Origin of the sequence: Lonsdalea quercina (assembly GCF_900107885.1) — a bacterium.
GTDB classification, from domain to species: Bacteria; Pseudomonadota; Gammaproteobacteria; order Enterobacterales; family Enterobacteriaceae; genus Lonsdalea; species Lonsdalea quercina.
In genome coordinates, this window is sequence record NZ_FNQS01000005.1 from 219,451 (window position 1) to 245,833 (window position 26,383).

Consider the following 26,383-nt stretch of genomic DNA (forward strand, 5'->3'; position numbering starts at 1 on the left):
CGCCTGGGATTCCAAACGGGGGAACCGGTGCTGCGCAACCCGTAGCACCGGCTTTCGGTTAGCGCTATCATAAATCCCCCCAGATAATCAGGAATCCTTCCATGCGTAATACGATCACACTCTGCTGGCAGTATTTACGCGCTTTCGTATTGATTTACCTGTGCCTTTACGCAGGCAATACGATATCCGCGTTACTGCCTATCACTATCCCCGGCAGCATCATTGGCATGCTGATCCTTTTCGCCCTGCTCTCTTCGCAAATCCTTCCCGCCGACTGGGTGCGACCCGGTTGTCACGTGCTGATCCGCTATATGGCATTGCTGTTCGTCCCTATCGGCGTCGGCGTGATGAGCTATTTCGATCTGTTGCGCAGCCAGTTTGGACCCATCGTCGTCTCCTGCCTGATCAGCACGCTGATTGTGATGGTGGTTGTCGGTTACTGCACCCAAATCATGCACAGAGAGAGGACGCTGCCGGGAACCCGAACCCCGCAGGCAGCTAAGGAAAAAGAGCAATGCTGACCTATTTATGGTGGTCCTTGCCGCTGACGCTGCTGGTGTTCTTCGGCGCGCGCCAGGTGGCGATTAAACTGAACATGCCGCTGCTCAATCCGCTGCTGGTGTCCATGCTCATCATTATTCCCGTCCTGCTGCTGCTACGTATTCCTTACGAACACTATTTCAAAGGCAGCGAAGTGCTGAACAACCTGTTGCAGCCCGCCGTGGTCGCGCTGGCATTCCCACTTTATGAGCAGATTCATCAAATTCGCGCCCGGTGGAAATCCATTATTACCGTCTGTTTTGTCGGCAGTCTGACCGCGATCGTCAGCGGCACGCTGGTCGCCCTGTGGCTGGGCGCAACGCCGGAAATCGCCGCGTCGGTCCTGCCGAAGTCCGTCACCACTCCCATCGCGATGGCGGTGGCCAGCTCGATAGGCGGCATTCCCGCCATTAGCGCCGTCTGCGTGATTTTCGTCGGGATCCTCGGCGCGGTGATGGGACACAGCCTGCTCAATCGGCTCAAGATTACGGTGAAGTCGGCGCGCGGACTCTCGATGGGCACAGCGTCCCACGCCCTGGGCACCGCCCGCTGCGCGGAAGTCGACTTTCAGGAAGGCGCGTTCAGTTCTCTGGCATTGGTGATCTGCGGCATTATGACGTCGCTGCTCGCCCCGTTCGTCTTCCCGCTGCTGTTGCTGATGGCGCACTAAGGTCAGGCGCGCTGACCAACCGTTGCGGGTGAGCGCCCACGAGAGTCATATCTTGATGAATATTGTCGCTCATTTTTTCATTCTATTTCATGCCATTGTGCTAATGATCACAATTTTGCGATTCAACTTCGGCTGTCCGCTATGCTTGAAAAAAGAACAATGAAAAGGGGGACGTACATGCAACCACGGTTTCACGCCGCACTCAGCCAGTTGCCCGACGCGATGCAGGCGGTGATCACGCCGATGCTCAACCGGGGAGATTTCGCCGCGTGGCTGTCCGCCGCGGACGTTGGGCGTCTCTGCCTCGCCGGTCAGGTTGATGAAGCACAGCTTGCGCTGATGCTGCTTCCGCTGGCGGCGGCCTGCGCCCACGCGCCGATCTCGCGTTTTCAGGTCGGCGCGGTCACCCAGGGTGCCAGTGGCAATCTCTATTTTGGCGCCAATATGGAATTTCCCGGCATGCCGCTGCAACAAAGCGTCCATGCGGAGCAAAGCGCCATCACCCATGCCTGGCTCCGTCATGAGCGGGCACTGCGCACGTTGACCGTCAACTATTCGCCCTGCGGCCACTGCCGTCAGTTCATCAACGAATTGAACTCCGCGTCGACACTGAGCATCAGCCTGCCCGAACGCACGCCTCGGCCCCTTTCTCACTATCTGCCCGACGCCTTCGGCCCGCGCGATCTGAATGTCGCTACGTTGCTGATGGACCCGGTTCATCACGGATTGAGTTTGTATAGCGAAGACACGTTAGTGCAAGCCGCGCTGGCGGCGGCCAATCGTAGTCATGCGCCGTACACGGAGGCCTACAGCGGCATCGCTTTGCAGACCTATTCGGGAACGATCTACATCGGCTGTTACGCTGAAAATGCGGCCTTCAACCCTAGCTTGCCGCCGCTACAGGCGGCGCTGAACCTGATGAATCTGTCCGGGGAAAAATTCGGGGATTTACGTCATGCTGTGTTAGTGGAACGTCAACAGGCCGCCACCAGTCAGCGAAGCGCCACTCAGGCCATGTTGGGGGCCTTGGGAGATGTTGATTTACGGTACGTTGTTATTGCGTGATTGTTGCCCAAGGCCAAACAGGGTGTGACCTTGCTCACTTTTTAGTTGAATGCAAGTCATATGTAATTATTTTAATTAACATTGCCTGTACATATTCAGTGGGTTCTTTAAGATTTTAAAGACACTTCATTTCGTTGCTGCACCTGAACCCATTTCTGTTACCCCTAAAAAAAAGAGCTAAAAGTCATGGAATTAGAATACGAAAGTAAACGCCCCCTCTATATACCTTATGCTGGTCCCATCCTCCTCGAATTTCCGCTACTGAACAAAGGCAGCGCTTTTACCGAAGAAGAACGATCTCATTTCAATCTGACCGGCCTGCTGCCGGAAGCGGTCGAAACCATTGAAGAACAGGCCGAACGCGCCTGGCGTCAATACGAAGGCTTTAAAACCGACATCGAAAAGCATGTCTATCTGCGTAACATTCAGGATACTAACGAGACGCTGTTTTACCGACTGCTGCAGGGTCACCTGAGTGAGATGATGCCGATCATCTACACCCCGACCGTCGGCGAAGCCTGCGAACATTTTTCCGATATCTATCGCCGTGCGCGCGGTCTGTTTATCTCCTATCCGAACCGTGAACACATCGACGATATGCTCCAAAACGCCACCAAACAGAACGTCAAGGTCATCGTGGTGACCGACGGCGAGCGTATTCTGGGTCTGGGCGATCAGGGTATCGGCGGCATGGGCATTCCTATCGGTAAGCTGTCGCTGTACACCGCCTGCGGCGGCATCAGCCCGGCCTACACCCTGCCGGTGGTGCTGGATGCCGGTACCAATAACCAACAGTTGCTGAACGACCCGCTCTACATGGGCTGGCGTCACCCGCGTATTTCCGGCGATGAATACTACGCCTTTGTGGACGAATTCATTCAGGCGGTAAAACGCCGCTGGCCGAACGTTCTGCTGCAATTCGAAGACTTCGCGCAGGGCAATGCCATGCCGCTGCTGAACCGCTACCGGGATGAAATCTGTAGCTTCAACGATGATATTCAGGGCACCGCCGCCGTGGCGCTGGGCAGCCTGATTGCCGCCAGCCGCGCCGCCGGCAGCCAGCTGCGCGACCAGACCGTCGCCTTCCTCGGGGCCGGTTCCGCCGGGTGCGGCATCGCCGAACAGATCATCGCACAGATGGTGGCCGAAGGCCTGACCGATGAAGAAGCCCGCTCACGCGTCTTCATGGTCGACCGTTTCGGCCTGCTGACCGACAAACTGCCGAACTTGCTCAACTTCCAAAGCCCGCTGGTGCAAAAGAGCGAGAAAATCGCGCATTGGGATGTCAGCAGCGACGCGATTTCTCTGCTGGAAGTGATGCAAAACGCCAAGCCGACCGTGCTGATCGGCGTTTCCGGCCAGCCGGGGCTGTTCACGGAAGAGATCATCCGTGAGATGAACAGCAACTGCGCGCGTCCTATCGTCATGCCGCTGTCCAACCCGACCTCACGCGTGGAAGCGCGTCCGGAAGATATCTTCAACTGGACCGACGGTACCGCGCTGGTCGCGACCGGCAGCCCGTTCGCGCCCGTCACGCATAAAGGCGAAATCTACCCGATCGCCCAGTGCAACAACTCCTATATCTTCCCCGGCATCGGTCTCGGCGTGCTGGCAAGCGGCGCGCGTCGCATCACCGACGGTATGCTGATGGCGGCCAGTCGCGCGCTGGCCGACTGTTCACCGTTGGCGAACGACGGCAAAGGCGGGCTGCTGCCAGAGATCGAGAAAATTCAGGAAGTGTCGCATCACATTGCGCTGGAAGTCGCCAAAATGGCGCAAGAAGACGGCGTCGCGGAAGTGACCTCCGAAGAAGCGCTGATCAAGGCGATCGAGCACAACTTCTGGCACCCGCAGTACCGCACGTACAAACGTACCTCGTTCTAATCTCACCTTGTCCGCGCCGCATTCCCGCGCGGACGCCAGACACAAAGACGCCGCGTCATGTTCGACGCGGCGTCTTTTTTTCATCTTAAAAGTCCGATGCAAACCGTTGAAAGACGTGGCTACGACTTCAGCTTAGGATCCAACGCATCACGCAAACCGTCGCCCAGCAGGTTGAATGCCAGCACCGTCAGAAAGATCGCCAGGCTGGGGAAAATCGCCACGTGAGGCGCCAGCACCATATCCGACCGCGCCTCGTTAAGCATCGCCCCCCACTCCGGCATCGGCGGCTGCGCGCCCAATCCCAAAAACGACAGGCTCGCGGCGGCGATGATCGACATCCCGATGCGCATGGTGAAATACACGACGATGGACGACACGGTGCCGGGCAGAATATGGCGCAGTACGATAGTCCAATCGGACGCTCCGATGCTGCGCGCCGACTCAATAAACGTCTGATGCTTCAACACCAGCGTGTTGCTGCGTACCAGTCGGGCAAAGGCCGGAATGCTGAAAATCGCGACCGCCGCCACCACGTTCGCCATGCCGCTGCCCATTATCGCCACGACGGCAATCGCCAGCAGGATCCCTGGGAAAGCGAACAACACATCGCAGATGCGCATGATGACGCGATCCCACACCCCTTCGTAGTACCCCGCCAGCAACCCCAGCGCCGAGCCGATCACCATACCAACCAGCACGGAACACACCCCGGACACCAGAGAAATCCGCGCGCCCAGTAGAATCCGGCTGAAAATATCCCGCCCCAGCGAATCCACGCCCAGCCAGTGCAGCGCCGACGGCCCTTCGTTCAACCGGTCATAGTCAAAGTAATTTTCCGCGTCGAACGGCGCCAGATAAGGGGCGAACACCGCCACCAGCACCAGCAGCACGACAAACAGGCCGGCGACCAGCGCCACCCGCTGTTGACAGAAGCGCCGCCAGAATTCCCGCAGCGGCGTCCGGTTTTTCTCCGCCGTCGCCGTCGGCATGGCTGATATCGCGGCGTTGCGTCGCCAGTTTTTCATTCTATCCCTCACTGATAACGAATAGCCGGATTGATGGCCGCATACAGCATATCCACCAATAGGTTGATAAGAATAAACTCCAGCGAAAACAGCAGCACTTCCGCCTGGATCACGGGGTAGTCGCGCATCTCCACGGCGTCCACCAATAATCGGCCCAATCCCGGCCAGTTGAAGACCTTCTCAACCACGATGGAGCCGCCCAGCAGAAAGCCGAACTGTAGCCCCATCATCGTCACAACGGGGATCAGCGCATTGCGCAATCCGTGTTTGACGATGACCAGCGACTCCCGCACCCCTTTGGCGCGGGCGGTGCGCATATAGTCTTCCTGCATCACCTCGACGAAGGACGCGCGGGTAAAACGGGCCATCACCGCCGCCACGGCCGCGCCCAGCGTGATGGACGGCAGGATATAGTGCCGCCAGCTGTCGGCCCCGACGGTCGGCAGCCAGCCCAATTTCACAGAGAAGACCTGCATCAACAGCATGCCCAGCGCGAAAGCCGGGAAAGAGAGTCCCGACACCGCCAGCGTCATGCCAACCCGATCCGGCCAGCGGTTGCGCCACACGGCGGAGACCATCCCCATGCTCATGCCAAACAGCGTCGCCCAGGCCATGCTGCATACCGTCAGCCAAAACGTCGGCATGAAGCGGGTGGCGATCTCTTCCGTGACCGGCCGTTTGGACACCATCGAGTGGCCGAAGTCTCCCTGCAGCACATTAGCCAGAAAATGCAAAAACTGCTGCGGCAGCGGTCGATCCAACCCCAGTTCCTGGCGCACCATCTGCACCACTTCGGCATCCGCATCCTGTCCGGCCACCAGACGCGCGGGATCGCCCGGCAGCAGGTGAACAAACAGAAACACCAGCACCATGACGATGAATAAGGTTGGGATGAGTCCCAGTAAACGTTTGAGAAAATAATTCAGCATTGACGCCTTTCCACATACGGTGTTTCGCCGCCCGGCCGATACGCCGGTCGGAAAAGCCGCCGGTCTGAAGCCGGCGGCGCAGGTTGATTATTCAGTCAGGTCGGCGTTATCAAAACTGAACGAAGTGTCCGGCATCATGTAGAAGCCGGTCAGTTTCTTGCTATTGGCTGACACCAGTTTTTCCGTCACCAGGAACGCCCAGGGCGCATCGGCCCAGATTTTGTCCTGCGCGTCGGCATAGAGTTTTTGCTTCTCGGCGCGATCCGTCGTTTTCAACGCGTTGGCGAGATCGGCGTCCACCGCCGGGTTGCTGTAGAACGCGGTGTTGAACTGCGCGGGGGGCCAGGCGGCGGTCGAGAACAGTGGGCTTAGCGCCCAGTCGGCTTCGCCGGTGGAGGCGGACCAGCCGGTGTAGAACATTCTCACCCCGCTCTCTTTAACGCCTTTGCCTTCCACTTCCGCGGCGCGCTGTCCGGCGTCCATCGCCGTTACCTGCACCTTGATGCCCACCTGCGCCAGCTGCTGCTGGGTGAACTGTAAGACTTTTTGCGCCGTGCTGTGGTTATGCGACGACCACAACGTGGTGGTGAAACCGTTGGGGTAACCGGCTTCTTTGAGCAGCTCGCGCGCCTTGGCCGGATCGTACGGCCACGGCTTATACTGCACCGCATAGTCGATGCCGGCGGGCAGCGGCCCCTCGGAAGGCACCGCATAGCCCGAAAACGCGACCTTGATTAACGCGTCCTTGTTGATGGCGTAGTTGATCGCCTGACGAACTTTAGGATTGTCGAACGGCTTTTGCGTCACGTTGAAGCTGATGTAGCGATGCAGGATCGACGGCGACGCCACCAGCGAGATAGCCTTGTCCTTTTCCAGCAGCTTGGCCTGCTCGAAGGGGATCGGATAGGCGAACTGCGCCTCGCCGGTCTGCAACAGCGCCGCGCGCGTATTGTTATCAACGATGGGACGCCACGTGATGCTGTCCAACTTCGGTAGACCGGACTGCCAGTATCCGGCGAATTTTTCCACCTTCACAAAGTCGGTCTGATTCCAGGTCACAAAGCGATATGGCCCCGTTCCGACCGGGTGGAAGCCAATCTCTTTGCCATACTGCTTCAGCGCCGCGGGCGAGATGATGACCGCCGCGGGATGCGCCAGATTGTTGACGAACGCGGAGAACGGCGTTTTCAGCGTGATTTTCACCGTCAGCGGGTCGACCACTTCAGTGCTGGCGATACTCTTGAACAGGTTGTAACGCTTAAGGTGGTTGTCCGGATTGCTGGCGCGATCGAAGTTGACCTTCACCGCTTCGGCGTTGAAGTCGCTACCGTCATGGAATTTCACCCCCGGCCGCAGTTTGATGGTATATACGGTGCCGTCGGGGCTGGCCTGATAGCTCTCCGCCAGAACGTGGGTGAGCTTCATCTCCTTATCGAAACCGAACAGCCCCTGATAGAACGACTTGGCCACCGTCTGGGACAGCGTATCGTTAGCGTCGTAAGGATCGAGCGTCGTGAAGTTGGAGGCGACGGCGATGACCGCATCCTTCGCCGCCCATACCGGCGCGGCGGTCATTGAAGCCGCGATGCCCGCCGCCAACAGCCAGCGATGCGTCTTAACTGTTTTCATGTTGTGCATTCTCCTTGTATTCCCTATCAGTAGGCGCCGGCGATACGGTGGCGGGCGACGAAGTGTCGCTCTCCCACCTGTACCAGCGGAGTCGTCGCGGGCTCATCGCCCAATGCCCGGATCGGGCTGGGTATTTCATCAATCTGTAGCGTCGATTCCTGACGACGTCGGGCAGGATCGGGGCTAGGCACCGCCGCCATCAGCTTGCGCGTATAGGGGTGCTGAGGGTTTTCGAAAACATCCTGACGCGTGCCAATCTCGACAATTTGCCCCATATACATCACCGCCACACGATGGCTGATGCGTTCTACCACCGCCATGTCGTGGGAAATAAACAAAAATGCGGTGCCGAATTCGCGCTGAATATCCATCATCAAATTGACGATCTGTGCCTGTATGGAAACATCCAACGCCGAAACGCACTCGTCCGCGATTACCACCTTAGGATTGAGCGCCAGCGCCCGTGCGATGCAAATACGCTGCCGCTGACCGCCGGAAAACTCGTGGGGATAGCGCTGCGCATGCTCCGGCAGCAGACCCACTCGCTCCAGCAGCGCGGCAACGCGCTGTTCCGCCTCCCCCCGACTGGCGACCTGATGCACCAACAGCGGCTCCATGATGGAGTACCCCACCGTCTGGCGCGGGTCCAGCGAGGCATAAGGGTCCTGAAAGATAAACTGAATATCTCGGCGCAGATGCTGCAACGCGGCCCCTTTCAGCTGGTTGATACGTCGTCCGTTAAAGGTAATCACGCCATCCTGACTGTCGACCAACCGCAGCAGCGAGCGGCCGGTGGTGGATTTACCGCAACCGGACTCGCCGACCAATGCCAGCGTTTCGCCCGGATAAAGCTCGAAGCTGACATGTTCCACGGCATGAACCTGACGGGTGATGCGGTTCAAGATCCCTGAACGAAGGGGGAATCGCGTCACCAGATTCTCAACTTGCAGAACTGGTGGCGCGCCGGCAGGTATGGTGTCCTGCGGAACCGGGGCAACTTCCTGCGAGTGCCCCGGCAACTCGAAAGGCAGTGGGAAAGGATGTCCGTTCATGGCCCCCAGGCGCGGAACGGCGGCCAGCAAGGCCTGCGTGTAAGACTCCTGCGGCGCGGAGAACAGAGGAGCGACAGCGCCGGATTCGACGCAGACGCCGCGATGCATGACCAGCACGCGGTCCGCCATTTCGGCCACCACGCCCATATCGTGAGTGATGAAGATCACCCCCATCTCCATCTCGCGTTGCAGCGAACGAATCAACGCGAGAATTTGCGCCTGAATGGTCACATCCAGCGCCGTCGTCGGCTCATCCGCAATCAATAGCTTCGGCCGGCAAGAGAGCGCCATCGCAATCATCACGCGCTGGCGCATGCCGCCGGAGAGCTGATGCGGATAGCGCTTCAGAACGTTGGCGGCTTCCGGGATCCGCACCCGATCCAGCATGTGCAGCGCCTCGCGTCGGGCGCTGGCTGTGTCCAGCCCCTGATGCAGACGCACCGACTCGGCGATTTGTTCGCCGACGGGAAAGACCGGGTTCAGGGACGTCATGGGTTCCTGAAAAATCATCGCCATATCCGCGCCGCGAATATGCCGCATCTGGGACTGGGGGATTTGACGAAGGTCGACGACCTGGCCGTCGCGACGGCGGAACAGCAGTTCGCCGCCGGAGAACGCGCCGCCCGCCTGCTCAATCAGGCGCATCAGCGCCAGTGAAGTGACCGACTTGCCGGAGCCGGACTCACCGACGATCGCCAGCGTCTCGCCGCGATCGACGGTGAAAGATAAGTCTCGAACCGCATCTATCCGGCTTTGATGATGCATAAAATTCACGCCCAACCCGTGAACGTCGAGTACGCGCTGTGGGGGCAGCGTCCCTGCGCTACCTGCCTCGGAGGTAGGTGATCGATCTATCTGAGACGACAGTGTCATGTACGCTGAATCTCCCATAAAACTCGCTTCCCGCCGCTGTCGTTACGGGATCCTCATCGGTTTTCGACTATATTTAGCGCTGGCGTCAATGTAAAGCACAAATCAATCGGCTGGATGATAAAAAGATCTTTTATAACAAAAAGTTACTACACATAATTACGCGCTATAAGGCCAAAGAAGCCCTCTCATTCACATTTTCAACCTGCGGCGTAGCGCGCACTCATCCACTGCGTTCTCCCCTCAGGCGTTCTCTGACATAATGATGGCATAGGAACCCTGTTTTCGCCTGCGCTCCAGCCTGCGGCGCAACCCTTTGTGGAGTATTCATGAACACATCCGGCCTTATTTCCCTCGACCAGGCGCTACAGCGCATGCTGGCGCACATGACGCCGATCGCGGATACCGAGACGGTATCGATTTATCAGGCCGACGGTCGCATCGCGGCAACGCCGCTGACCTCCCCGATCAACGTGCCCCATTTCGACAACTCAGCCATGGACGGCTACGCCGTGCGCGGCGATGAAGACTTCCGCTACCCGCTGCCATTGGCGGGAAAAGCCTTCGCGGGCGCGCCGTTTGAGGGCGACTGGCCCGCAGGCAGCTGTATTCGGATTATGACCGGCGCCCCCCTTCCCTCGGGCGCCACCGCCGTCGTGATGCAGGAACACACGGAGGTGTCCGACACTGGCGTACGATTTATGCATCCGATAGCGCCGGGGCAAAATATTCGCCGCGCTGGGGAAGACATTCGTGAAAATGAGCCGGTTCTGAGCGCAGGTACGCGGCTCGGCACGGCCGAACTGCCGCTGCTGGCTTCCCTCGGCATCGCGGAAGTGAACGCCTATCGCCGACTGCGCGTCGCCGTGTTTTCGACCGGCGACGAGCTACAGCCCGTGGGGCAGCCGTTGCAGCCGGGGCAGATTTACGATACCAACCGCTTCGCGGTGCGATTGATGCTGGAACAGTTGGGTTATGACGTGGTCGACCTCGGCATTATCCCGGACGATCCGGCGGCGCTGCGTCAGGCTTTTACCGACGCCGATGCCTGCGCGGACGTCGTCGTCAGCAGCGGCGGCGTCTCCGTCGGGGAGGCTGACTACACCAAGTCGATGCTCGATGAGCTGGGCGACATCCATTTCTGGAAGCTGGCGATCAAGCCGGGTAAACCCTTTGCCTTCGGCAAGCTCCCCCACGCCTGGTTTTGCGGTCTGCCGGGGAATCCCGTTTCCGCCGCCGTGACGTTTTATCAACTGGTGCAACCGCTACTGGCGAAGCTGTCCGGCTATTCGCAGTGGCGATTGCCGGCCCGTATGCGGGTCAAAACCGCGACTCCGCTGAAAAAAACGCCGGGACGCCTCGATTTCCAGCGCGGCATCTTCTCGCGTAACGCGGACGGCGATATTGAGGTGCGCAGCACCGGTCATCAGGGATCGCATGTGTTCAGCTCGTTTAGTCAGGGCAACTGCTTTATCGTGCTCGACGCCGAGCGCGGCCCTGTCGCCGCCGGCGAGTGGGTGGAGATCGAGCCGTTCAGCCGCCTGTTGGGAGACGTGTAATGGCGACGCTGACGGATGGCGAAGCGCTGCGCTATAACCGGCAGATTGTCTTGCGCGGCTTTGACTTCGACGGCCAGGAGGCGCTGAAAGACGCCCGCGTGCTCGTCGTTGGTCTCGGGGGGCTGGGCTGTGCGGCGGCGCAATATTTGGCCGCCGCGGGCGTGGGGCACCTGACGTTGCTCGACTTCGATGCCGTCTCGCTGTCGAACCTGCAACGGCAGATTCTGCATCGCGACGACCGCATTGGTATGGCGAAAGTCGCCTCTGCCGCCGTCGAACTACACGACATCAATCCACACATCGCGGTGGAGCCGGTGGATGCCCGCCTGGACGACCCCGAGCTACAGGAGCGCATCGCCACGCACGACGTCGTCGTCGACTGCACCGATAACCTGACCACCCGCAACCAGCTCAACAGACTCTGTTTCGGGCTGAAAAAGCCGCTCGTCTCCGGCGCGGCCATTCGTATGGAAGGACAGCTCGCCGTCTTCACCTACCAGCCGGAAGCCCCCTGCTATCAATGCCTCAGTCGGTTATTCGGCGACAACGCGCCCACCTGCGTGGAAAGCGGCGTCATGGCCCCGCTGGTCGGTATTGTCGGCTCTCTTCAGGCAATGGAGACCCTGAAATTGCTGACCCACTTCGGCACCCTCAACCCGGGGAAGTTGATCATGGTAGATGCCATGACGCTACAGTTTCGCGAACTGGCCCTACCCAAAGATCCATCCTGCGAGGTGTGTGGCAGCCCGTCTTCCTGCTCTCCCCGTTGATCCACAAAATTTCGCCGTGGCGTCCTCACAGGCTGCGTACATCTTCTATCATTAGTCAGGTATCTATCCCACGGCCGCTGACCCGCATCGCACCCCCTATTCAGCGGCGCCAGAGAGATCAAGGGAACTCGTCCCTTGCAGAGAGGAATGACCTATGAGTAATGCATTTCTTGAGGCCATCAAGGCCCGTCGCTCCATTTACGCGCTCGGCCCTACGCTGCCCTTGTCGGAAGATCAGGTCACGCACACCATCATGGACGCCGTCAAACTCAGCCCATCCGCCTTTAACTCGCAGACCTCGCGGGTCGTGATTCTGTTTGGCGAGCCGCATCGCAAGGTCTGGGACATCACCCGACGACAGTTGCAAAAGATCGTGCCCGCCGAGTCTTTTGAGCCAACCGAAAAAAAGTTGGCCTCGTTCGCCGCAGGCGCCGGAACGGTTCTGTTTTTCGAAGACACCGAGGTGGTGAAAGCGTTGCAGAAGAAGTTCGCCACCTATGCGGACAACTTCCCGGTCTGGTCGGAACACTCGACCGGCATTGCGCAATTTGCCGTGTGGTCGGCGCTGGCGCAGGAACACATCGGCGCATCGCTGCAACACTACAACCCGTTGATCGACGACGATATCAAAGCCGCCTGGTCCCTACCGGAGAGCTGGCACCTGCGCGCCCAGATGCCGTTTGGCGCGATAGAACAGCCCGCGGGCGACAAAACGTTTATCCCGGATGACCAACGTTTCCGTATCTTCAAATAACGGATCGGCGCGTCGCAGGCGATCAGGCCCGCGACGTTTTTTTCACGTCCACTTTCGTCATTTTGCTCCGTCCTCCGTCTTACCGCCGACACGCCGTGAACAAAAAACCACCGATTGTGTTGTCTATTCGTGAGGACTAGTATCAATGCGTTCGTTTCTGAACATCCTGCGTATACAAAGCCTGTGCGCGTTCTGGTTTTCATTGACTGAAACAGAGAGGCAGACACATGAGTAAGATCGCTGTAGTTTATTTTTCCGGCTACGGTCACACCAAGCTTGTTGCTGAAGTGGTGGCGGAAAGCGCCGGAGCGACGTTGATTCCGATCGACAACAACGGGGAAATCGAAGAGGCGGACTGGCAGACGCTGGCGAATGCCGACGGCATCATTTTCGGCACCCCCACCTATATGGGGTCGGTCGCCTGGCAGTTTAAGAAATTTGCGGATGCGTCATCCAAAGTGTGGGCCGAACGCGGCTGGCAGGATAAAGTGTTTGGCGGCATTACCAATAGCGCCAGCCTGAACGGCGACAAGGAAGTCACCCTGATTTATCTGCAAACGCTGGCCGCGCAGCACGGCGGCATTTGGGTCAGTCTGGGACTACTGCCCGCTAATACGCAAGCATCGACTCGCAGCGACGTCAATCATCTCGGCGGCTCAGTCGGCGTGCTGGTGCAGTCTCCTGCGGACGCGGGTGCGGACGCCATCCCGACGGGCGATTTGGAAACCGCCAAACTGTATGGCGCTCGAGTCGCGGACATCACCCGCCGCCTCCACGGCTAGTCACACCCTCAACAGTTAAAACAGGGACTCCCGCTCGACGGCAGTCCCTGTTTTTTTGGGCGGCGCACGTCACTTCGGTGACGATGGCGTCGGCCCCGCGTCGGACGTCGGGGCAAATACCCGCACCGCGCTTCGGCGAATACGGAATCTCGCGGGCGTGGTGCCGACAATCTCTCCGTCGGCATTGATATCGTGTGGCCGCGACGTCTGCAACGTCAGCGCGGTGGTCGAAAAAGCGCGAACCTTACGCCAGCGGCCGTGGGTGCCGCGGCGGAGAAATGGGATCAACGCAATCATCTCCCACCAGTGGTCGATTTCGAGACTGTAGACATCGAACAGCCCATCATCCGGTCTGGCGCTTTGCTCCACCGTCATCCCCCCGCCGTAAAAACGCCCGTTGCCAACGGACACTTGCACGGTTTTGACCCGTTCGCGCTGACCGTCGTGGTCGATCTCCACGGTAAACGGCCGGCTCTGTTTCAAGAGTCGAATGGCCGCCAGCGCATAGCCCATCGTTCCCCAGCGTTTTTTCGATTTGGCCGACAGTCCGCGCGCCATTGCGGCGGAAAAGCCAATGCTGGAGACGTTGAAGAAAGGATGACCGTTCACCTCGCCCAGATCGATGGCGCGCACCGCGCCACGGGCGATGACCTCTACGGCCTGCTTAATATCGCGGGGGATCCCTAACGTCCTCGCCAGATCGTTCGCCGTTCCCAGCGGCAGAATTCCCAGCGGCAGACCGGTTTCCATCAGTGCATTAGACGCGGAGTTCAGGGTTCCGTCGCCGCCGCCGACAATGACCATATCCACATGACCGGCATGCGTGCGAATGACATCCCAGTAACGGCTGTGCTTGTCCATTTTCGGGATAACGGGATCAATGTGCTTATCGCGCAGCCATTGAGCAATGTCTTCAATTGACGTATCACCGTTACGGGCTTTTCGATTGATTAATAACAACGCACGGCAGCGATAGGTGTCCGACATCTCTTGGGTATTCGTCATAAAGCCTCTCTGACCCGCCACAGGGGGGAAAACTCGCAGAGTTAACCACAGTAAAAATCGCCGGTACAGGCTTTAGCCTGTCGTGAAAGTGATATTAGACAAAACATTACATTAGCGGATAGGACGATGACGAGGCCAATGAAAAAAGACGTCTAAGGAATCGGGGAATAATGGTGGAGAGGAAGGCATCCTTATCACATCAGGGGAATATCAGGCGTGAGCCTGTGGCAAAAAAAACGTGGCGCCACTGACGCCACGTTGGGTAAATCAAGGTTCGATTAACGGCCTCGATATTCAGGCATCCGATTTAGTCTGCACCCAGAATGCGTGAATCAGGCCCGGTATATACCCCAGCAGCGTCAGGATAATATTAATGATGAAGGCCCCGCCTAGCCCTTTGCCTAATAGCACGCCCAGCGGGGGTAAAATAATCGTGAAAACAATTCTCCAAAATCCCATTCGCTTTCTCCATTCGAGGATAGTCAAGGTAACCATAGTCGCACGACGTTAATATGCCAAATATGAGTATATCGAAGGCAGGGTTATTCGTACCGTCTTCTCACCCAGACCTTCCGGAATAGTTAACGGACCACGGTAAACGTGGGCAAAGGTCGAAATCCTTACGGTCATATCCTGTACCCCGCTCATTGTGCCCTGCCCGTGGCCAAATTGGCGTTGCCCACCATTTTGTCGGGGCCAGGCGCCCAAACAGATTGGGAGATGAAAGTCGAAAAACCCATCCCGTCGATAAGCCCCACCCGAAAACAATCAATTTCTTTAAACATTGACTATTAATATTGATAAAACCCACTAATCAAACAATAGTTAATAGTGGACTCTATAACTGAACATTTTAGGAGGATCAATGGGTCATTACGTTATCAAGAAAAGCGCGAAGCAAACCGACCAACCTTACTACTTCACGTTAGTTGCCTCTAATGGCGAACCTATCGCCACCAGCGAGATGTATGCCTCGAAGCAGAGCGCAAAAAAAGGGATTGAATCGGTACAGAAAAACGCGCCGACGTCCGACATTCGCGACGAAACGAGCGCCTGAGTACCATACTTAAAGGCCTCTCGGGGCCTTGATCACTCTCCGTACTTTCCCGACACGCCCCCTCTTCATCATCCATTGGCATAGCCAAAAAAATGTCCGCACGATCTGCGAAAGATCGTGCGGACAGCGTCAGAATGCGCATGGCTATATTCTGATAATTACCCCATTAAACAGCGGTGTGTTTGAGATTCGTTTTCACGCCCCACAGGCCGCCAAGAACGCTAACCACCGCGCCGACCAGCAGTGCGAAGAAGGACCACAATGCGGCTTTAGCCATCATGCTGGCTGCCTCTGCGGCCTTGTCAGCGGCTTGCTGTTTGAATTCAGCGTAATGCTGTTTAGCCTGATTGATCTGCTCCTGAGCCTGGCTCAGACGTTTGTCCACTTCCTGAGCCGCTTTTTCACGGGCCTGAATCATATTGTCGACGGTTTTATCCACTTCTTGCGGCGTCATTGAGGTATTTTCAGTCAACGCTTTCTTCAGGTCGTCGCGGTTGATCCCCTTGGAAATGGTGTCCGCACGCGCTTTCAATTTATCCGTCAGCTCCTGAATCACGGCATCGCTGTTACTTGGCGCGGAAGCTAACTGTTTCACCGCCTGAGTGATTTCGTCTTTCGCTTCCATCATTTGCTGTTTCAGATAGTCCGGCTGCAACGTCGGGATATTGGATTTTTTCAGCGCGGCGGCAACGTTGTCCTGTACCTTATCGGACTGGACATCTGTATTCAGGGTGAACTGATTGAACGCGGATTTGCCCATTTCGCCCAGACCTGCGGCACCATGGCCCAGCATATTTCCAGCACCGGAGATAACCGAACCGGAGGCAGAAGCGATAGAACCCAGCACGTTTCCAGCAGTACGGACAGCGGAGCCGACCAGCATCGCGCCCAGGATCGCCGCGACGATTAGCGACGTGGCCCAAACCAGAAAACCATGGATCATACCGTCGTTACCCGCCAGGCGCCCCGCGACAAAGGCACCGACCAGCAGGCTGATGACGATCGAAACCGCGGTCCACAAACCAAAGGCCATACCCGCGCCGTTAGTTGGATTTTCAGCGTTGGGATCGACTATTGCAAACCCCATGCTGGTGCCTAACGTCGATAACAGCATAGACACGGCGAGTACCGTGACCACGCCACCGATAATACTGCCCCACGATATTGTTTTATACGGTCTGATTTCATTGGTAACGTCCATCATGACTCCTTAGATTGAAGATACGTAAGATTACAATTGCTAATGAGTATAGACATAGAATCGCTCAGTGAGTCTTGATATGTTTAACAAAATTAAACCCTCATGCATGAGGCAATACAGATAAGGAGGCGTGAGTTTGAACCACGGGGCGCAGAAGCACGAGGGACCGGCTGGAGTAATCACGGCGCAATACAGACACATCGGGCTTCAGCTGCTCAATAAGTCGATAGCGACACATTTACGACAGGTTATTTATTTTCATTTCATACGCCGTTACACGCTTGTCGATAGGTGAAATATCGGTGTTCTATTCTCTTCCTTAATGGCTAAGTTACTCTCGATATTTGTCAGGTATCGATTAATAAAGCGAGTCATTATTGCTATACAAGGATTGCATCAACATGGAAACGTTCATTCCAGCGGTCGATTCGATCGCAATCAACAGTCCGGATGATTTTGAGCTAATCGCGCTTATGGAGTTGTTGAGTTTCGAAGATATTGCATTCTCATCAATGAATTATTATCTATCCACTATGTGTCACTCAGAAGAGCCGCCGCCACCATTATTAATTTCCTCGACCGGTAACCGCCGTCTCTTTATCAATTATCAGGGACCTGTGGATAATCTTGAACCTCATGATGTCGTTTTCAAATTTGCTCATCAAATCCACTCCGTCGCCATCAGCGCCAGCGACAGAATTCAACGAATGAAAGCATTCATGCGCAGAAATATTCCTGTGTTTATTATCGAGCGTATTATTTCACCCCAAACGACCTCCCCTATAAACGTCATTGAGGGAAAAATTGAATGGCGTATTCCCTCCAGAAAAATCGGTTACAAGAGTCGCCTCTCTATTTCAAATAACTGGAAAGCAGGGGCGCTTAACCACGTTAAAGAAGTCATCAATCGTTATATGTACACCTGCTATTCTGAATATGAGTGAGGATCACGCCATGGACACGACATTACACCTCATCTGGGGACCAACAAGTACAGGGAAAACCGCGAGATCGGTTGCGATCGCGGAAAAGACCGGCGCGCCGGTCTTGGTTCTTGACCGTATTCAATGCTGCCCTGAAGTGACGATGGGCAGCGGACGTCCGACCGAACAAGAGCTGCGTGGCACCGAGCGCGTTTACTTAAGCTCTCGCCCCATTGAACAAAGCATCATCTCCGCACCACAGGCCGTCGAGCGGCTGCATCAACTGGTGGATCACTTCGCCAAGATACATCCGCTGATCATCCTTGAAGGAGGCTCCGTTTCCATATTGCAAGAAATGGTCAAACACCAAACCTGGGGTCAGCAATACGCCTGGACTTTCGAGCCGATTCCCATGCCTTCCGCCGAGCATTTCCTGAATCGCGCCAGAAAACGCATATGGGAGATGTTTTACCCCGGTGGCGGACTGAAATCGTTGCTAGATGAGATGGTACAGATCTGGGCACACCCCGAGTACCGTGACACATTGGCGGATATTGATGGCTATCGATGCATTATCAGCTATTTGCGGCAACGAGGACGCCGCGTGGATGAAATCCCCCGCATGTCACTTCATGAGCATAAACAGATGGCGGAAGACATCGCCCAGGAGTATTGGCAACATGCCGTCTGGCAGACGGACAACTTCCCTGAGATCCCCCCCTGCTGGCGCTAGGCCGTCGCCACCGTCATTCATTTGAGGTCACCGAGCACTGCGCATGCCGTGCCCGGTGATTGTGTGCTTCACCCATACTCTGCTCTGCATTTATCTGCCTGAACCGCGTCAAAAACGCGATAAAGGATAATTAAGATGTTTCCTCCAGCATTCCTGCCAGCCTTTGCTACGCTTAATGTGACATTTAGCCACAAGTTAAGGAGCTGGTATGTTCGGAAAAGCAGAAGATAAAGTAAACGAAGCGGCTGGCGCTGCTCAGGAAACTTTCGGCGAGGCCACTGACTCACACGAGCATCAGTTCAAAGGGGCGGCAAAAAAGTACGCTTCCCAGGCCAGCTATGCTGCACGCGATGCAGCTGATGTTGTCAAAAGCCAGGTTAAATCCAACCCGATGGCAGGCGTCGCGATTGCCGCCGCGACCGGGATTGTGCTGGGATTTTTACTCGGCCGTAAGTAACGCGTCGCGTTCCTCGTCTTAGCCGCGCGCGCGGCCCGCTCAAAGGCTCTTAACAGAGCCTTTTTTAGTGGGCAAGATCAGTCTGCCGCGTTATCTCGCTCACTCCCCCAAAAGCGACATTTTGCTCAGTTTTAAATGACGTATTTCAGACCACCCGCCCCGACGTGGACACCGCCAGCCTTCCGTTGCGCGCTCCCTATAGATCGCGGAACAGATCGTCTGCGCATCGCAAATCCAATCCCTGGGATGAGGACGCCGACACCACTAGGCGTCAGACGCCATCACCCGATGTCCGGGGCCGACCTCGAGATACACGCGGGGCGGCGGCACATAGCCCACAGGTCGCACCGGGCTTTTCAACTCCTCGATCGCCGCATTGCGCCGCATGCCGCGCCGTACCGGATCCGGCACCGGCACTGCCGCAATCAACTTCTGCGTGTACGGATGCTGCGGGTTGGCAAAGATCGCCTCGCGCGGCCCGATCTCGACGATTTCGCCCAGCCGCATCACCGCCACTCGGTGGCTAACGCGCTCCACCACCGCCATATCGTGAGAGATAAACAAGAACGCGATGTTGAACTGCTCCTGCAAATCGAGCAGTAGATTGCACACCTGCGCTTTTATCGATACATCCAGCGCCGAGACGCTTTCATCCGCGATGATGACCTTGGGGTTCAACGCCAGCGCCCGGGCAATCGCCACTCGCTGACGCTGCCCGCCGGAAAACTCATGCGGGAAGCGATCCATCATGGATGCCGACAGCCCCACTTGCTCCAGCAGTTCGGCGACCTTCTGCCGCGCCTCCGACGGCGTGGCCAGCCGATGTTTAATCATCGGCTCGGCGACGGCCGCCCCCACCGTCATACGCGGGTTAAGGCTGGAGAACGGATCCTGGAAAATCATCTGCGCGCTGCGGCGCATCGTGCGCAGGCCGACGACGTCAAGGTTGAGCACATCGTAACCGTCCAGCTGAATGTCGCCGCTTTGTGGTTCGATCAGGCGAATGATGGAGCGACCGGTGGTCGATTTGCCGCAGCCGGACTCGCCCACCAGCGCCAGCGTCTCGCCCTGAAACAAATCGAACGACACATTCTCGACCGCATGTACCGCGCCGCTCGACCGCCCGAGCAGCCCCGAACGCAGAGCGAACCGCGTCACCAAATTTTTTACGGACAGCACCGGCGTCTTGCCGCTTTCCACCGTATTGGGCACGTTACCCGCAGGAATGACTGCGCCACTCTGCATGTCGATGCGAGGGAAGCGCAGCGGCCAGGGTTGCCCCACCATCGACCCCAGCGTCGGCACCGCGGCGAGCAGCGCTCGCGTGTAGGGATGTTTGCCGTGCCGGAACACCTCCGCCGTCTCGCCCGTTTCCACCTGTTCACCCCGAAACATCACCAGCGTCCGATCGGCAATCTCGGCGACCACGCCCATGTCGTGCGTGATAAACAGCACCGCCATCCCCTCCTCTTCCTGCAGGGTTTTAATCAGATCCAGAATCTGGCCCTGAATGGTGACGTCGAGCGCGGTCGTCGGCTCGTCGGCAATCAGCAGTTTGGGCTTCGAGGCCAGCGCCATCGCAATCATGACGCGCTGGCGCATACCGCCCGAGAACTGGTGCGGGTAGTCGTCAAAGCGGGCGGCGGGATTGGGGATGCGCACCTTGTCCAGCAGCCGGAGCGTTTCGGCCCGCGCGGCGACTTTGCTCATACCTTTGTGCTGCCGTAACACTTCCGAAATCTGCCGCCCGATGGTGAACACCGGGTTGAGCGACGTCATCGGTTCCTGGAAGATCATCGCGGCGTCGTTGCCGCGCACCGCGCGCATCGCCTTCTCCGGGAGCGACAAAATCTCTTTTCCGTTTAATAAAATGCGGCCTTCGATACGGCTCGAACGCGGATCGAGCAGACGCATCACCGACAGCGAAGTGACGCTTTTGCCGGAGCCGCTCTCGCCGACGACGGCGACCGTTTCACCGGCGCTGACCTCGAAGGAGATCCCACGCACGACGGTTTTCCACACGCCGTCCACCCGAAAAGAGGTGGTGAGATTCTGTACGGAAAGTACGCATTCCCGCAGCGGTTTTTGCTCATTCATGGCTCTGTCTCCCCGTGAGTGGCGGCCGTCTCCGCACACCGTATTGACCCGATTGTCTCGCTGCCTTTCACGCCGCCGGGCGTCGCACGTCATCGCCCTATCGCATACGCTTGCATCAAACGCGGCGTGGCGGCGGCGCGCAGCAGCCCGTCTTCGTCCCGGCGCGCGGCCGTTAAACGACCGATCGTCCAGGGATCGGACGCCACAATGTCATGACCGCGCGCTTTGAGGGCCGAGAGCGCGGCGTCGCCGATACTGCTTTCAATCATCACATGGCCCGGCTGACGCGTGCGCGGGTAGAACGAGCCGGGGAAATGCGCGGTGTGGAATAGCGGCAGGTCGATGGCCTGCTGCAAGTTCAATCCGTAATGGGCGTAGCGCAGGAAGAACGCCAATTGCCACTGATCCTGCTGGTCGCCGCCCGGCGTACCGAACGACAGCGTCGGCCGACCTTCATAGAGGGCGATCGACGGCGTAAGCGTGGTGCGCGGTCGCTTGCCGGGCGCCAGCGATGTCGGCAGGCCCGGTTTTAGCCAAAACATTTGAGCGCGGGAGTTCAGGCAGAAGCCCAGTCCTGGGATCACCGGCGACGACTGCAACCAGCCGCCGGACGGCGTGACTGACACCATATTGCCCTCGCGATCGATGACGTCGATATGCACCGTGTCTCCTCGTTTTTCGGTCAGATGCGACATGGTCGGTTCATACACGGCGCCGCTGCCGCGCTGCGCGGCGAGCATGCGCAGCGTCAGATCGTGTTGATCGGCGAACCCCGGCAGACGTCCCGGCCGCAGCGCCAGCGATGCCTCGGCGGCGATCAGTTTGCGGCGCTCGGCGTTATAACCGTCGGACAACAAGGTCTGCATCGGTACCGCGGCAAAGTTCGGGTCGCCGTAATAGACTTCGCGGTCCGCATAGGCCAGCTTCATGACTTCCACCACCGTATGCACAAAGTCCGGTCCCGCCGGGTCCATCGCGGCAATGTCGATGCCCTTCAGCAGCGCCAGCGACTGCAACAACACCGGCCCCTGTCCCCACGGACCGGTTTTGGCGACGGTCCAGCCGTGGTAGTCATACGTGGCGGGCGCTTCGACCGTCGCCTGCCAGTTCGCCATATCGTCGGCGGTCAATACGCCTTTGTGCCGATGGCCGCTGGCGTCCATCACCTCCGCCGTGTGCAGATAGTCCGCGATAGCCTCGGCGACAAAGCCACGATAAAAAGCATCTCGCGCCGCGTCGATACCCGCCTCGCGTCCCGGCCGGGCTTCAGACTCCCGAATAATGCGCTTCCAGGTTTCGGCCAGCACCGGATTGGTAAAGTTCGACAGCGCGGCGGGCGCCGTACCGCCGGGCAGCCATGTGTCATACGACGTCGGCCACTCTGTACGGAAGAATTCAGCCAGATCGGTGATGGTCGCCGCCACCCGCGGCAACAGCGGATGTCCATGCTCCAGATAGCTAATCGCCGGTTCCAGCACCTCACGCACGGTCAGCGTACCGTAGTCGCGCAACATCAGCATCCAGCCGTCGAATGCGCCGGGGATCACCGTCGCCAGCAGGCCGTCGCCGGGGATCAGTTCCAGCCCCTCGGCGGTGTAGTGTTCAAACGTCGCCGCCGCCGGGGCGGTACCCTGCGCGCAGATCACCTCGACCTTGTCCTTTTTCCGCGAATAGATGACGGCGGGCATATCGCCGCCGGGTCCATTCAGATGCGGTTCGACCACCTGCAACACAAAGCCGGTGGCGACGGCCGCGTCAAACGCGTTGCCGCCTTTTTCCAGAATGCTCATGCCAACCGCCGAGGCGATCCAGTGGGTGGACGTGACCACCCCGAAAGTGCCTAAAATCTCCGGACGCGTGGTAAATGCGTTCATGACGCTCTCCTTCTGTTATGAGTTTTCACGCGGGTCGAGCGCATCTCGCAAGCCATCGCCCAGCAGGTTAAAGCCAATCACCACCAGGAAGATGGCGGCCCCCGGCCACAACGCCATCCAGGGCGCCTGCGTCAGGAAGTTTTTGGCGACGTTCAGCATCGATCCCCAGCTGGGGGCAGGCGCCTGCTGACCGAGGCCGAGGAAGGACAGGCTGGCCTCCGCGATAATCGCCGTCGCCACCGTCAGCGTCGCCTGAACGATAATCGGCGGCAGAATATTCGGCAGGATGTAGCGCAGCAGAATATCGCCGTGGCCCAGTCCGATGGAGCGCGCGCCTTCGATGTAGTCCTCGGTTTTGACCGCCAGCACCTGCGAGCGCGTCAGCCGGATAAAAATCGGCATCGCGGACAGGCCGATGGCGATCATCGCATTAGTCAGGCTCGGACCGAGAAAGGCTGCCAGCGCAATCGCCATAATCAGGAAAGGCATCGCCAGAAACGCCTCGGTCACGCGGGAAATCACCTGATCGACCCAGCCGCCGAAGTAGCCGGCGATCAGACCGAAAGGGACGCCGGTCAGCACGGCGATGGCGACGGAGATCACCCCCGCCATCAGCGAGGCCTGCGCGCCCCACACCATACGCGACAGCACGTCGCGGCCGATGTCGTCCGTCCCCAGCCAGTGCGCGGCCGACGGCGCTTTGCGGATGGCGCTCCAGCTGGTCGCCAGCGGATCGGCCAGTGGCAGCAGCGGCGCCAGCAGCGCCAACAGGGCGAAAAAGACGATGATGATGAGACCGGCGATCGAACTGCGGTTGCGCTTCATCTTCTTCCAGGCGCGGTTGCCGACTGCGGCCTGCGGCGCAACGATGACGGGTTCAGTCAGGCTCATAGCGCGCTCCTCATTCGCGGATTCAGCAGCATGGCGGCGACGTCCGCCAGCAGATTCATGACGATAAAGCCCACCGCTGTACACATCACCACGCCCTGCACCACCGCGTAGTCGCGGTTGAAGACCGCATCGACGATCAGCTTACCGAAACCGGGAATGGTGAAAATCTGTTCGGTCAGCACCGCGCCCGCCAGCAGTTCGCCGAACAGCAGCGCCGTGAGCGTGATGATAGGCGACAGCGCGTTGCGGAAAGCATGGCTCAGCACCACCTCTCGGTTGGATAGCCCTTTGGCGCGCGCCGTGCGAATGTAGTCCGCTTTCATGACCGACAGCATCGCCGAGCGCGTATGCCGCATCAACGTGGCCGCCAGCGCGGTGCCGAGCACGAAGGCCGGCATGAGCGTGGTTTGCAGGGAACGCAACGGGTCGGTGAACAACGATTCGTAGCCCGACGCAGGCAGCCAGCCTAACTGTACGGACACCAGCAAAATCAGCATGATGCCGAGCCAGAAATTGGGGATCGACAGCCCCGACAACGCCACCACGTTAGCCAGATAATCCAGCGTCGTGTTCTGCTTCACCGCCGCCAGAATACCGACCGGCACACCGATGATCAGTGCGAAAAACATCGCCATAACCGCCAGTTGGAGCGTAACCGGCAGTTTTTCGCCGATCAGATCCAGCACCGGCTGATTGGTGCGCAGCGACACCCCGAAGTCGCCCTGCGCCACCGCCCCGAGCCAGTAGAAGTACTGATACACCACCGGGTCGTTCATGCGATATTTTTCACGCAGCAGCTCCAACACCGCCGGATCGCGCTCTTCACCCGCCATCGCCAGGATCGGATCCCCCGGCAGCAGCTTTTGCAGCGAAAAAACGAAAATGGAGATAATCAGGAGCGTCGGTATCGCCACCAACAGGCGTTTGCCGATATAGATGTGCATTCGCGCGTTTCCTTATTCAAAGAGTGCCTCAACCGGGTCCGCCGAGGGGAGAACGTGCCTCCCCCGGCGACGCACGTCGGATTAGTCGCCTTTTTTGACGCCCGTCAGGCGGATCATGCCGTCGGCGGACGGCGTAAATCCGGCGATCTTTTTGGAGTAGGCATAGAGGTAGGCCTGATGACCGAGATAGATCAGCGGCAGATCGTCGTCCAGAATCTTGGTTGCGGCGTCGTACCGGGCTTTGCGCACCGCATTATCCGTGGATTCGCGCGCCTCATTCAGCAGCTTGTCGACCTCAGGATTGCAATATTTGGTGTCGTTGATGCCGCCGTCGCAGGTCACAAACGGGTGAATATTGCCGTCCGGATCCGAACGGCCGGACCAGTCGGAGCGCGACAGCACGTAGTTCCCCGCCGTCTGTTCGGACAGCAGGGTGGCGAACTCGGTCGCTTTCAGTTTGACGTTGAAACCGGCTTCGGCCGCCATGGACTGGATCACCTGCATCATCTGGGTCTGCGTGGTGTTGTTCGCGTGTTGGAGTTCGATATCGTATGTCTCATAGCCCGCCGCCTTCATCAGCGCCTTGGCCTTCGCCACGTCCCGCGCCGGAACCGGCAGATGCGAGTTATACCAAGGGCTGGTGGACGGCCACGGCTGATTGCCGGCGAGCGCCGTGCCCTCGAAGACCACCTGATTGATGGCTTCACGGTCGATAGAGAGCGAGAAGGCCTGACGCAGCCGTTTGTCCTTGCCGAAGGGGTTGTTGGCCTGCGGGCCGTTGCCAATATTGACGTACAGCGCCATATAGCCCGGTCCGATCACCTTGCCGTCGTTCAGGTTCGGGTTCTGCTGCACGGCAGCGACATCCGACGCCGAGATGCGCTCGGCCAGATCCAGCTCGCCGGACTGCAAGTTGGCTAACCGTACGGTCGTGTCCGGGATGGGGAGGAAGGTGACCTTATCGAGAAAGATGTTGCCGGCATTCCAGTAGCGGGGAAATTTTTCGAGCACGATGCGGTCCTGCTGGACGCGCTGCACGAATTTAAACGCGCCGGAGCAGATGGGTTCCGAACCAAAATTGGCCCCGAGCCGTTTGCCCGCCGTCGGGGAGATCATCGTGCCCGCGCGGTCGGACAGCTGAGCCAGCAGGCTGGCGTCGGGGCTTTTCAGCGTGAATTTCACCTGATATTCGCCGATCGCCTCCACGCGGGCGACGGAGGCCAGCTCGCTTTTGCGGCGGGACTCCGGCATCGTCATATAGCGTTGGATGTTGTACACCACCGCTTCCGCGTTAAACGGTGTGTCATCGTGGAACACCACGCCCTTACGCAGATCCATCGTCAGCGTTTTGCCGCCGTCGCCCCACAACCACTGCGTCGCCAGCTGAGGAGTGATCGACAGCGAGTTGTCGACGTCCACCAGCCGGTCGCACAGGCTGGTGTAGATAATGCGCCCGACAAAGGTGCGTGACTGGGCCGGGTCCAGTACGTCAGGGTCGTCTTGCAGGCCGATGCGTAATTCTGCCGCCTGCGCCGTCGTCGCCATCACTGCACCGGCCAGCAAGAGCCCGGTCTGTTTGATAAGTCGGTTCATGTCATGTTTCCTCTGGTCGATAGCAAAAGCCGAGAGTCGGCGCAATGAATGCAGGTCAGACGGCGCTGGCCCGCGGAAA

Annotated in this window: 24 protein-coding genes; 12 read left to right on the forward strand and 12 right to left on the reverse strand. The window is 58.4% G+C overall.

What is annotated here, in order from left to right; genetic code table 11:
* Window positions 1-101: 101 nt before the first annotated feature.
* The 4 genes from BLU64_RS09215 (at window position 102) to BLU64_RS09230 (ending at window position 4,159) form a co-directional block, all read left to right on the forward strand.
* Window positions 102-521, forward strand: coding sequence for a CidA/LrgA family protein (locus BLU64_RS09215; RefSeq protein WP_026743327.1), 420 nt, complete (start codon window positions 102-104; stop codon window positions 519-521).
* Window positions 515-1,210, forward strand: a complete 696-nt coding sequence (locus tag BLU64_RS09220) for a CidB/LrgB family autolysis modulator (RefSeq protein ID WP_026743326.1) — start codon at window positions 515-517, stop codon at window positions 1,208-1,210. Before BLU64_RS09215 ends, BLU64_RS09220 begins: the two co-directional genes overlap by 7 nt.
* A gap of 177 nt (window positions 1,211-1,387) precedes the next feature.
* The gene (cdd, locus tag BLU64_RS09225) at window positions 1,388-2,275 is read left to right on the forward strand and encodes a cytidine deaminase (RefSeq protein ID WP_026743325.1); all 888 of its coding nucleotides are present in this window, start codon (window positions 1,388-1,390) and stop codon (window positions 2,273-2,275) included.
* A gap of 186 nt (window positions 2,276-2,461) precedes the next feature.
* Window positions 2,462-4,159, forward strand: a complete 1,698-nt coding sequence (locus BLU64_RS09230) for an NAD-dependent malic enzyme (protein WP_026743324.1) — start codon at window positions 2,462-2,464, stop codon at window positions 4,157-4,159.
* Between the two features lie 119 nt (window positions 4,160-4,278).
* Here BLU64_RS09230 and gsiD read toward each other — a convergent pair whose 3' ends face one another.
* From gsiD to BLU64_RS09250, 4 genes are all read right to left on the reverse strand, one after another.
* Window positions 4,279-5,184: a glutathione ABC transporter permease GsiD gene (gsiD, locus tag BLU64_RS09235; RefSeq protein WP_026743323.1), complete on the reverse strand. Its 906-nt coding sequence runs from the start codon at window positions 5,182-5,184 to the stop codon at window positions 4,279-4,281.
* An 8-nt stretch (window positions 5,185-5,192) separates the two neighbouring features.
* Window positions 5,193-6,113, reverse strand: coding sequence for a glutathione ABC transporter permease GsiC (gsiC, locus tag BLU64_RS09240; RefSeq protein WP_026743322.1), 921 nt, complete (start codon window positions 6,111-6,113; stop codon window positions 5,193-5,195).
* An 87-nt stretch (window positions 6,114-6,200) separates the two neighbouring features.
* Complete coding sequence (gene gsiB / locus BLU64_RS09245; RefSeq protein WP_074728454.1) at window positions 6,201-7,742, reverse strand: glutathione ABC transporter substrate-binding protein GsiB; 1,542 nt, start codon at window positions 7,740-7,742, stop codon at window positions 6,201-6,203.
* 26 nt (window positions 7,743-7,768) lie between these two features.
* Window positions 7,769-9,667 (reverse strand): dipeptide ABC transporter ATP-binding protein, encoded by a 1,899-nt coding sequence (locus BLU64_RS09250; RefSeq protein WP_074728488.1) that lies wholly within the window; start codon window positions 9,665-9,667, stop codon window positions 7,769-7,771.
* A gap of 326 nt (window positions 9,668-9,993) precedes the next feature.
* Here BLU64_RS09250 and moeA point away from each other — a divergent pair, with 326 nt between their 5' ends.
* The 4 genes from moeA (at window position 9,994) to BLU64_RS09270 (ending at window position 13,529) form a co-directional block, all read left to right on the forward strand.
* Complete coding sequence (moeA, locus tag BLU64_RS09255; protein ID WP_074728456.1) at window positions 9,994-11,223, forward strand: molybdopterin molybdotransferase MoeA; 1,230 nt, start codon at window positions 9,994-9,996, stop codon at window positions 11,221-11,223.
* Entirely contained in the window at window positions 11,223-11,993 is a 771-nt protein-coding gene (moeB, locus tag BLU64_RS09260) for a molybdopterin-synthase adenylyltransferase MoeB (protein WP_026743318.1), read from the forward strand. The genes moeA and moeB overlap by 1 nt, the downstream gene beginning before the upstream one ends.
* Before the next feature lie 154 nt (window positions 11,994-12,147).
* Window positions 12,148-12,747 (forward strand): nitroreductase family protein, encoded by a 600-nt coding sequence (locus BLU64_RS09265; protein ID WP_026743317.1) that lies wholly within the window; start codon window positions 12,148-12,150, stop codon window positions 12,745-12,747.
* A 227-nt stretch (window positions 12,748-12,974) separates the two neighbouring features.
* A complete protein-coding gene (locus tag BLU64_RS09270; RefSeq protein ID WP_026743316.1) occupies window positions 12,975-13,529 on the forward strand; it encodes a flavodoxin family protein in 555 nt (184 codons plus the stop codon).
* 69 nt (window positions 13,530-13,598) lie between these two features.
* Here the strand turns inward: BLU64_RS09270 and BLU64_RS09275 are convergent, their stop codons facing one another.
* Complete coding sequence (locus tag BLU64_RS09275) at window positions 13,599-14,534, reverse strand: lipid kinase (RefSeq protein ID WP_235195108.1); 936 nt, start codon at window positions 14,532-14,534, stop codon at window positions 13,599-13,601.
* Window positions 14,535-14,828: 294 nt separating this feature from the next.
* The gene (locus BLU64_RS09280) at window positions 14,829-14,993 is read right to left on the reverse strand and encodes a YqaE/Pmp3 family membrane protein (protein WP_036153227.1); all 165 of its coding nucleotides are present in this window, start codon (window positions 14,991-14,993) and stop codon (window positions 14,829-14,831) included.
* Window positions 14,994-15,399: 406 nt separating this feature from the next.
* On the opposite strand from BLU64_RS09280, the gene BLU64_RS09285 reads away from it, so the two are divergent.
* Window positions 15,400-15,591 carry a YegP family protein gene (locus tag BLU64_RS09285; protein ID WP_026743315.1) on the forward strand — a complete coding sequence of 64 codons (192 nt, stop codon included), beginning with the start codon at window positions 15,400-15,402 and terminating at the stop codon, window positions 15,589-15,591.
* 166 nt (window positions 15,592-15,757) lie between these two features.
* On the opposite strand, the gene BLU64_RS09290 is transcribed toward BLU64_RS09285, so the two are convergent.
* Window positions 15,758-16,792, reverse strand: coding sequence for a hypothetical protein (locus BLU64_RS09290; protein ID WP_026743314.1), 1,035 nt, complete (start codon window positions 16,790-16,792; stop codon window positions 15,758-15,760).
* Window positions 16,793-17,193: 401 nt separating this feature from the next.
* On the opposite strand from BLU64_RS09290, the gene BLU64_RS09295 reads away from it, so the two are divergent.
* From BLU64_RS09295 to BLU64_RS09305, 3 genes are all read left to right on the forward strand, one after another.
* Window positions 17,194-17,736 carry a hypothetical protein gene (locus BLU64_RS09295; protein ID WP_026743313.1) on the forward strand — a complete coding sequence of 181 codons (543 nt, stop codon included), beginning with the start codon at window positions 17,194-17,196 and terminating at the stop codon, window positions 17,734-17,736.
* A gap of 10 nt (window positions 17,737-17,746) precedes the next feature.
* The gene (locus BLU64_RS09300) at window positions 17,747-18,448 is read left to right on the forward strand and encodes an isopentenyl transferase family protein (RefSeq protein ID WP_026743312.1); all 702 of its coding nucleotides are present in this window, start codon (window positions 17,747-17,749) and stop codon (window positions 18,446-18,448) included.
* Between the two features lie 208 nt (window positions 18,449-18,656).
* On the forward strand, window positions 18,657-18,905 hold the full coding sequence (locus BLU64_RS09305; RefSeq protein WP_026740600.1) for a DUF883 family protein: 249 nt from the start codon (window positions 18,657-18,659) through the stop codon (window positions 18,903-18,905).
* 264 nt (window positions 18,906-19,169) lie between these two features.
* On the opposite strand, the gene BLU64_RS09310 is transcribed toward BLU64_RS09305, so the two are convergent.
* The 5 genes from BLU64_RS09310 to BLU64_RS09330 all read right to left on the reverse strand — a co-directional run bounded on the left by BLU64_RS09310 (window position 19,170) and on the right by BLU64_RS09330 (window position 26,304).
* On the reverse strand, window positions 19,170-21,002 hold the full coding sequence (locus BLU64_RS09310) for an ABC transporter ATP-binding protein (protein WP_026743311.1): 1,833 nt from the start codon (window positions 21,000-21,002) through the stop codon (window positions 19,170-19,172).
* An 89-nt stretch (window positions 21,003-21,091) separates the two neighbouring features.
* A complete protein-coding gene (locus BLU64_RS09315; protein ID WP_074728458.1) occupies window positions 21,092-22,876 on the reverse strand; it encodes a gamma-glutamyltransferase family protein in 1,785 nt (594 codons plus the stop codon).
* Window positions 22,877-22,891: 15 nt separating this feature from the next.
* The gene (locus BLU64_RS09320) at window positions 22,892-23,767 is read right to left on the reverse strand and encodes an ABC transporter permease (protein WP_074728460.1); all 876 of its coding nucleotides are present in this window, start codon (window positions 23,765-23,767) and stop codon (window positions 22,892-22,894) included.
* Entirely contained in the window at window positions 23,764-24,711 is a 948-nt protein-coding gene (locus BLU64_RS09325; RefSeq protein WP_026743308.1) for an ABC transporter permease, read from the reverse strand. The genes BLU64_RS09320 and BLU64_RS09325 overlap by 4 nt, the downstream gene beginning before the upstream one ends.
* An 81-nt stretch (window positions 24,712-24,792) precedes the next feature.
* The gene (locus BLU64_RS09330; RefSeq protein WP_074728462.1) at window positions 24,793-26,304 is read right to left on the reverse strand and encodes an ABC transporter substrate-binding protein; all 1,512 of its coding nucleotides are present in this window, start codon (window positions 26,302-26,304) and stop codon (window positions 24,793-24,795) included.
* Window positions 26,305-26,383: the final 79 nt, after the last annotated feature.

Coding starts and splice junctions, on each gene's coding strand:
- BLU64_RS09270 (WP_026743316.1), top strand. CDS start 12,975: ATGAGTAAGATCGCTGTAGTTTATTTTTCCGGCTACGGTCACACCAAG.
- BLU64_RS09285 (WP_026743315.1), top strand. CDS start 15,400: ATGGGTCATTACGTTATCAAGAAAAGCGCGAAGCAAACCGACCAACCT.
- cdd (WP_026743325.1), top strand. CDS start 1,388: ATGCAACCACGGTTTCACGCCGCACTCAGCCAGTTGCCCGACGCGATG.
- BLU64_RS09265 (WP_026743317.1), top strand. CDS start 12,148: ATGAGTAATGCATTTCTTGAGGCCATCAAGGCCCGTCGCTCCATTTAC.
- BLU64_RS09325 (WP_026743308.1), bottom strand. CDS start 24,711: ATGCACATCTATATCGGCAAACGCCTGTTGGTGGCGATACCGACGCTC.
- gsiD (WP_026743323.1), bottom strand. CDS start 5,184: ATGAAAAACTGGCGACGCAACGCCGCGATATCAGCCATGCCGACGGCG.
- BLU64_RS09300 (WP_026743312.1), top strand. CDS start 17,747: ATGGACACGACATTACACCTCATCTGGGGACCAACAAGTACAGGGAAA.
- BLU64_RS09215 (WP_026743327.1), top strand. CDS start 102: ATGCGTAATACGATCACACTCTGCTGGCAGTATTTACGCGCTTTCGTA.
- BLU64_RS09250 (WP_074728488.1), bottom strand. CDS start 9,667: ATGACACTGTCGTCTCAGATAGATCGATCACCTACCTCCGAGGCAGGT.
- BLU64_RS09290 (WP_026743314.1), bottom strand. CDS start 16,792: ATGGACGTTACCAATGAAATCAGACCGTATAAAACAATATCGTGGGGC.
- BLU64_RS09220 (WP_026743326.1), top strand. CDS start 515: ATGCTGACCTATTTATGGTGGTCCTTGCCGCTGACGCTGCTGGTGTTC.
- BLU64_RS09320 (WP_074728460.1), bottom strand. CDS start 23,767: ATGAGCCTGACTGAACCCGTCATCGTTGCGCCGCAGGCCGCAGTCGGC.
- BLU64_RS09330 (WP_074728462.1), bottom strand. CDS start 26,304: ATGAACCGACTTATCAAACAGACCGGGCTCTTGCTGGCCGGTGCAGTG.
- BLU64_RS09230 (WP_026743324.1), top strand. CDS start 2,462: ATGGAATTAGAATACGAAAGTAAACGCCCCCTCTATATACCTTATGCT.
- moeB (WP_026743318.1), top strand. CDS start 11,223: ATGGCGACGCTGACGGATGGCGAAGCGCTGCGCTATAACCGGCAGATT.
- moeA (WP_074728456.1), top strand. CDS start 9,994: ATGAACACATCCGGCCTTATTTCCCTCGACCAGGCGCTACAGCGCATG.
- BLU64_RS09275 (WP_235195108.1), bottom strand. CDS start 14,534: ATGACGAATACCCAAGAGATGTCGGACACCTATCGCTGCCGTGCGTTG.
- gsiB (WP_074728454.1), bottom strand. CDS start 7,742: ATGAAAACAGTTAAGACGCATCGCTGGCTGTTGGCGGCGGGCATCGCG.
- BLU64_RS09310 (WP_026743311.1), bottom strand. CDS start 21,002: ATGAATGAGCAAAAACCGCTGCGGGAATGCGTACTTTCCGTACAGAAT.
- BLU64_RS09315 (WP_074728458.1), bottom strand. CDS start 22,876: ATGAACGCATTTACCACGCGTCCGGAGATTTTAGGCACTTTCGGGGTG.
- BLU64_RS09280 (WP_036153227.1), bottom strand. CDS start 14,993: ATGGGATTTTGGAGAATTGTTTTCACGATTATTTTACCCCCGCTGGGC.
- BLU64_RS09305 (WP_026740600.1), top strand. CDS start 18,657: ATGTTCGGAAAAGCAGAAGATAAAGTAAACGAAGCGGCTGGCGCTGCT.
- BLU64_RS09295 (WP_026743313.1), top strand. CDS start 17,194: ATGGAAACGTTCATTCCAGCGGTCGATTCGATCGCAATCAACAGTCCG.
- gsiC (WP_026743322.1), bottom strand. CDS start 6,113: ATGCTGAATTATTTTCTCAAACGTTTACTGGGACTCATCCCAACCTTA.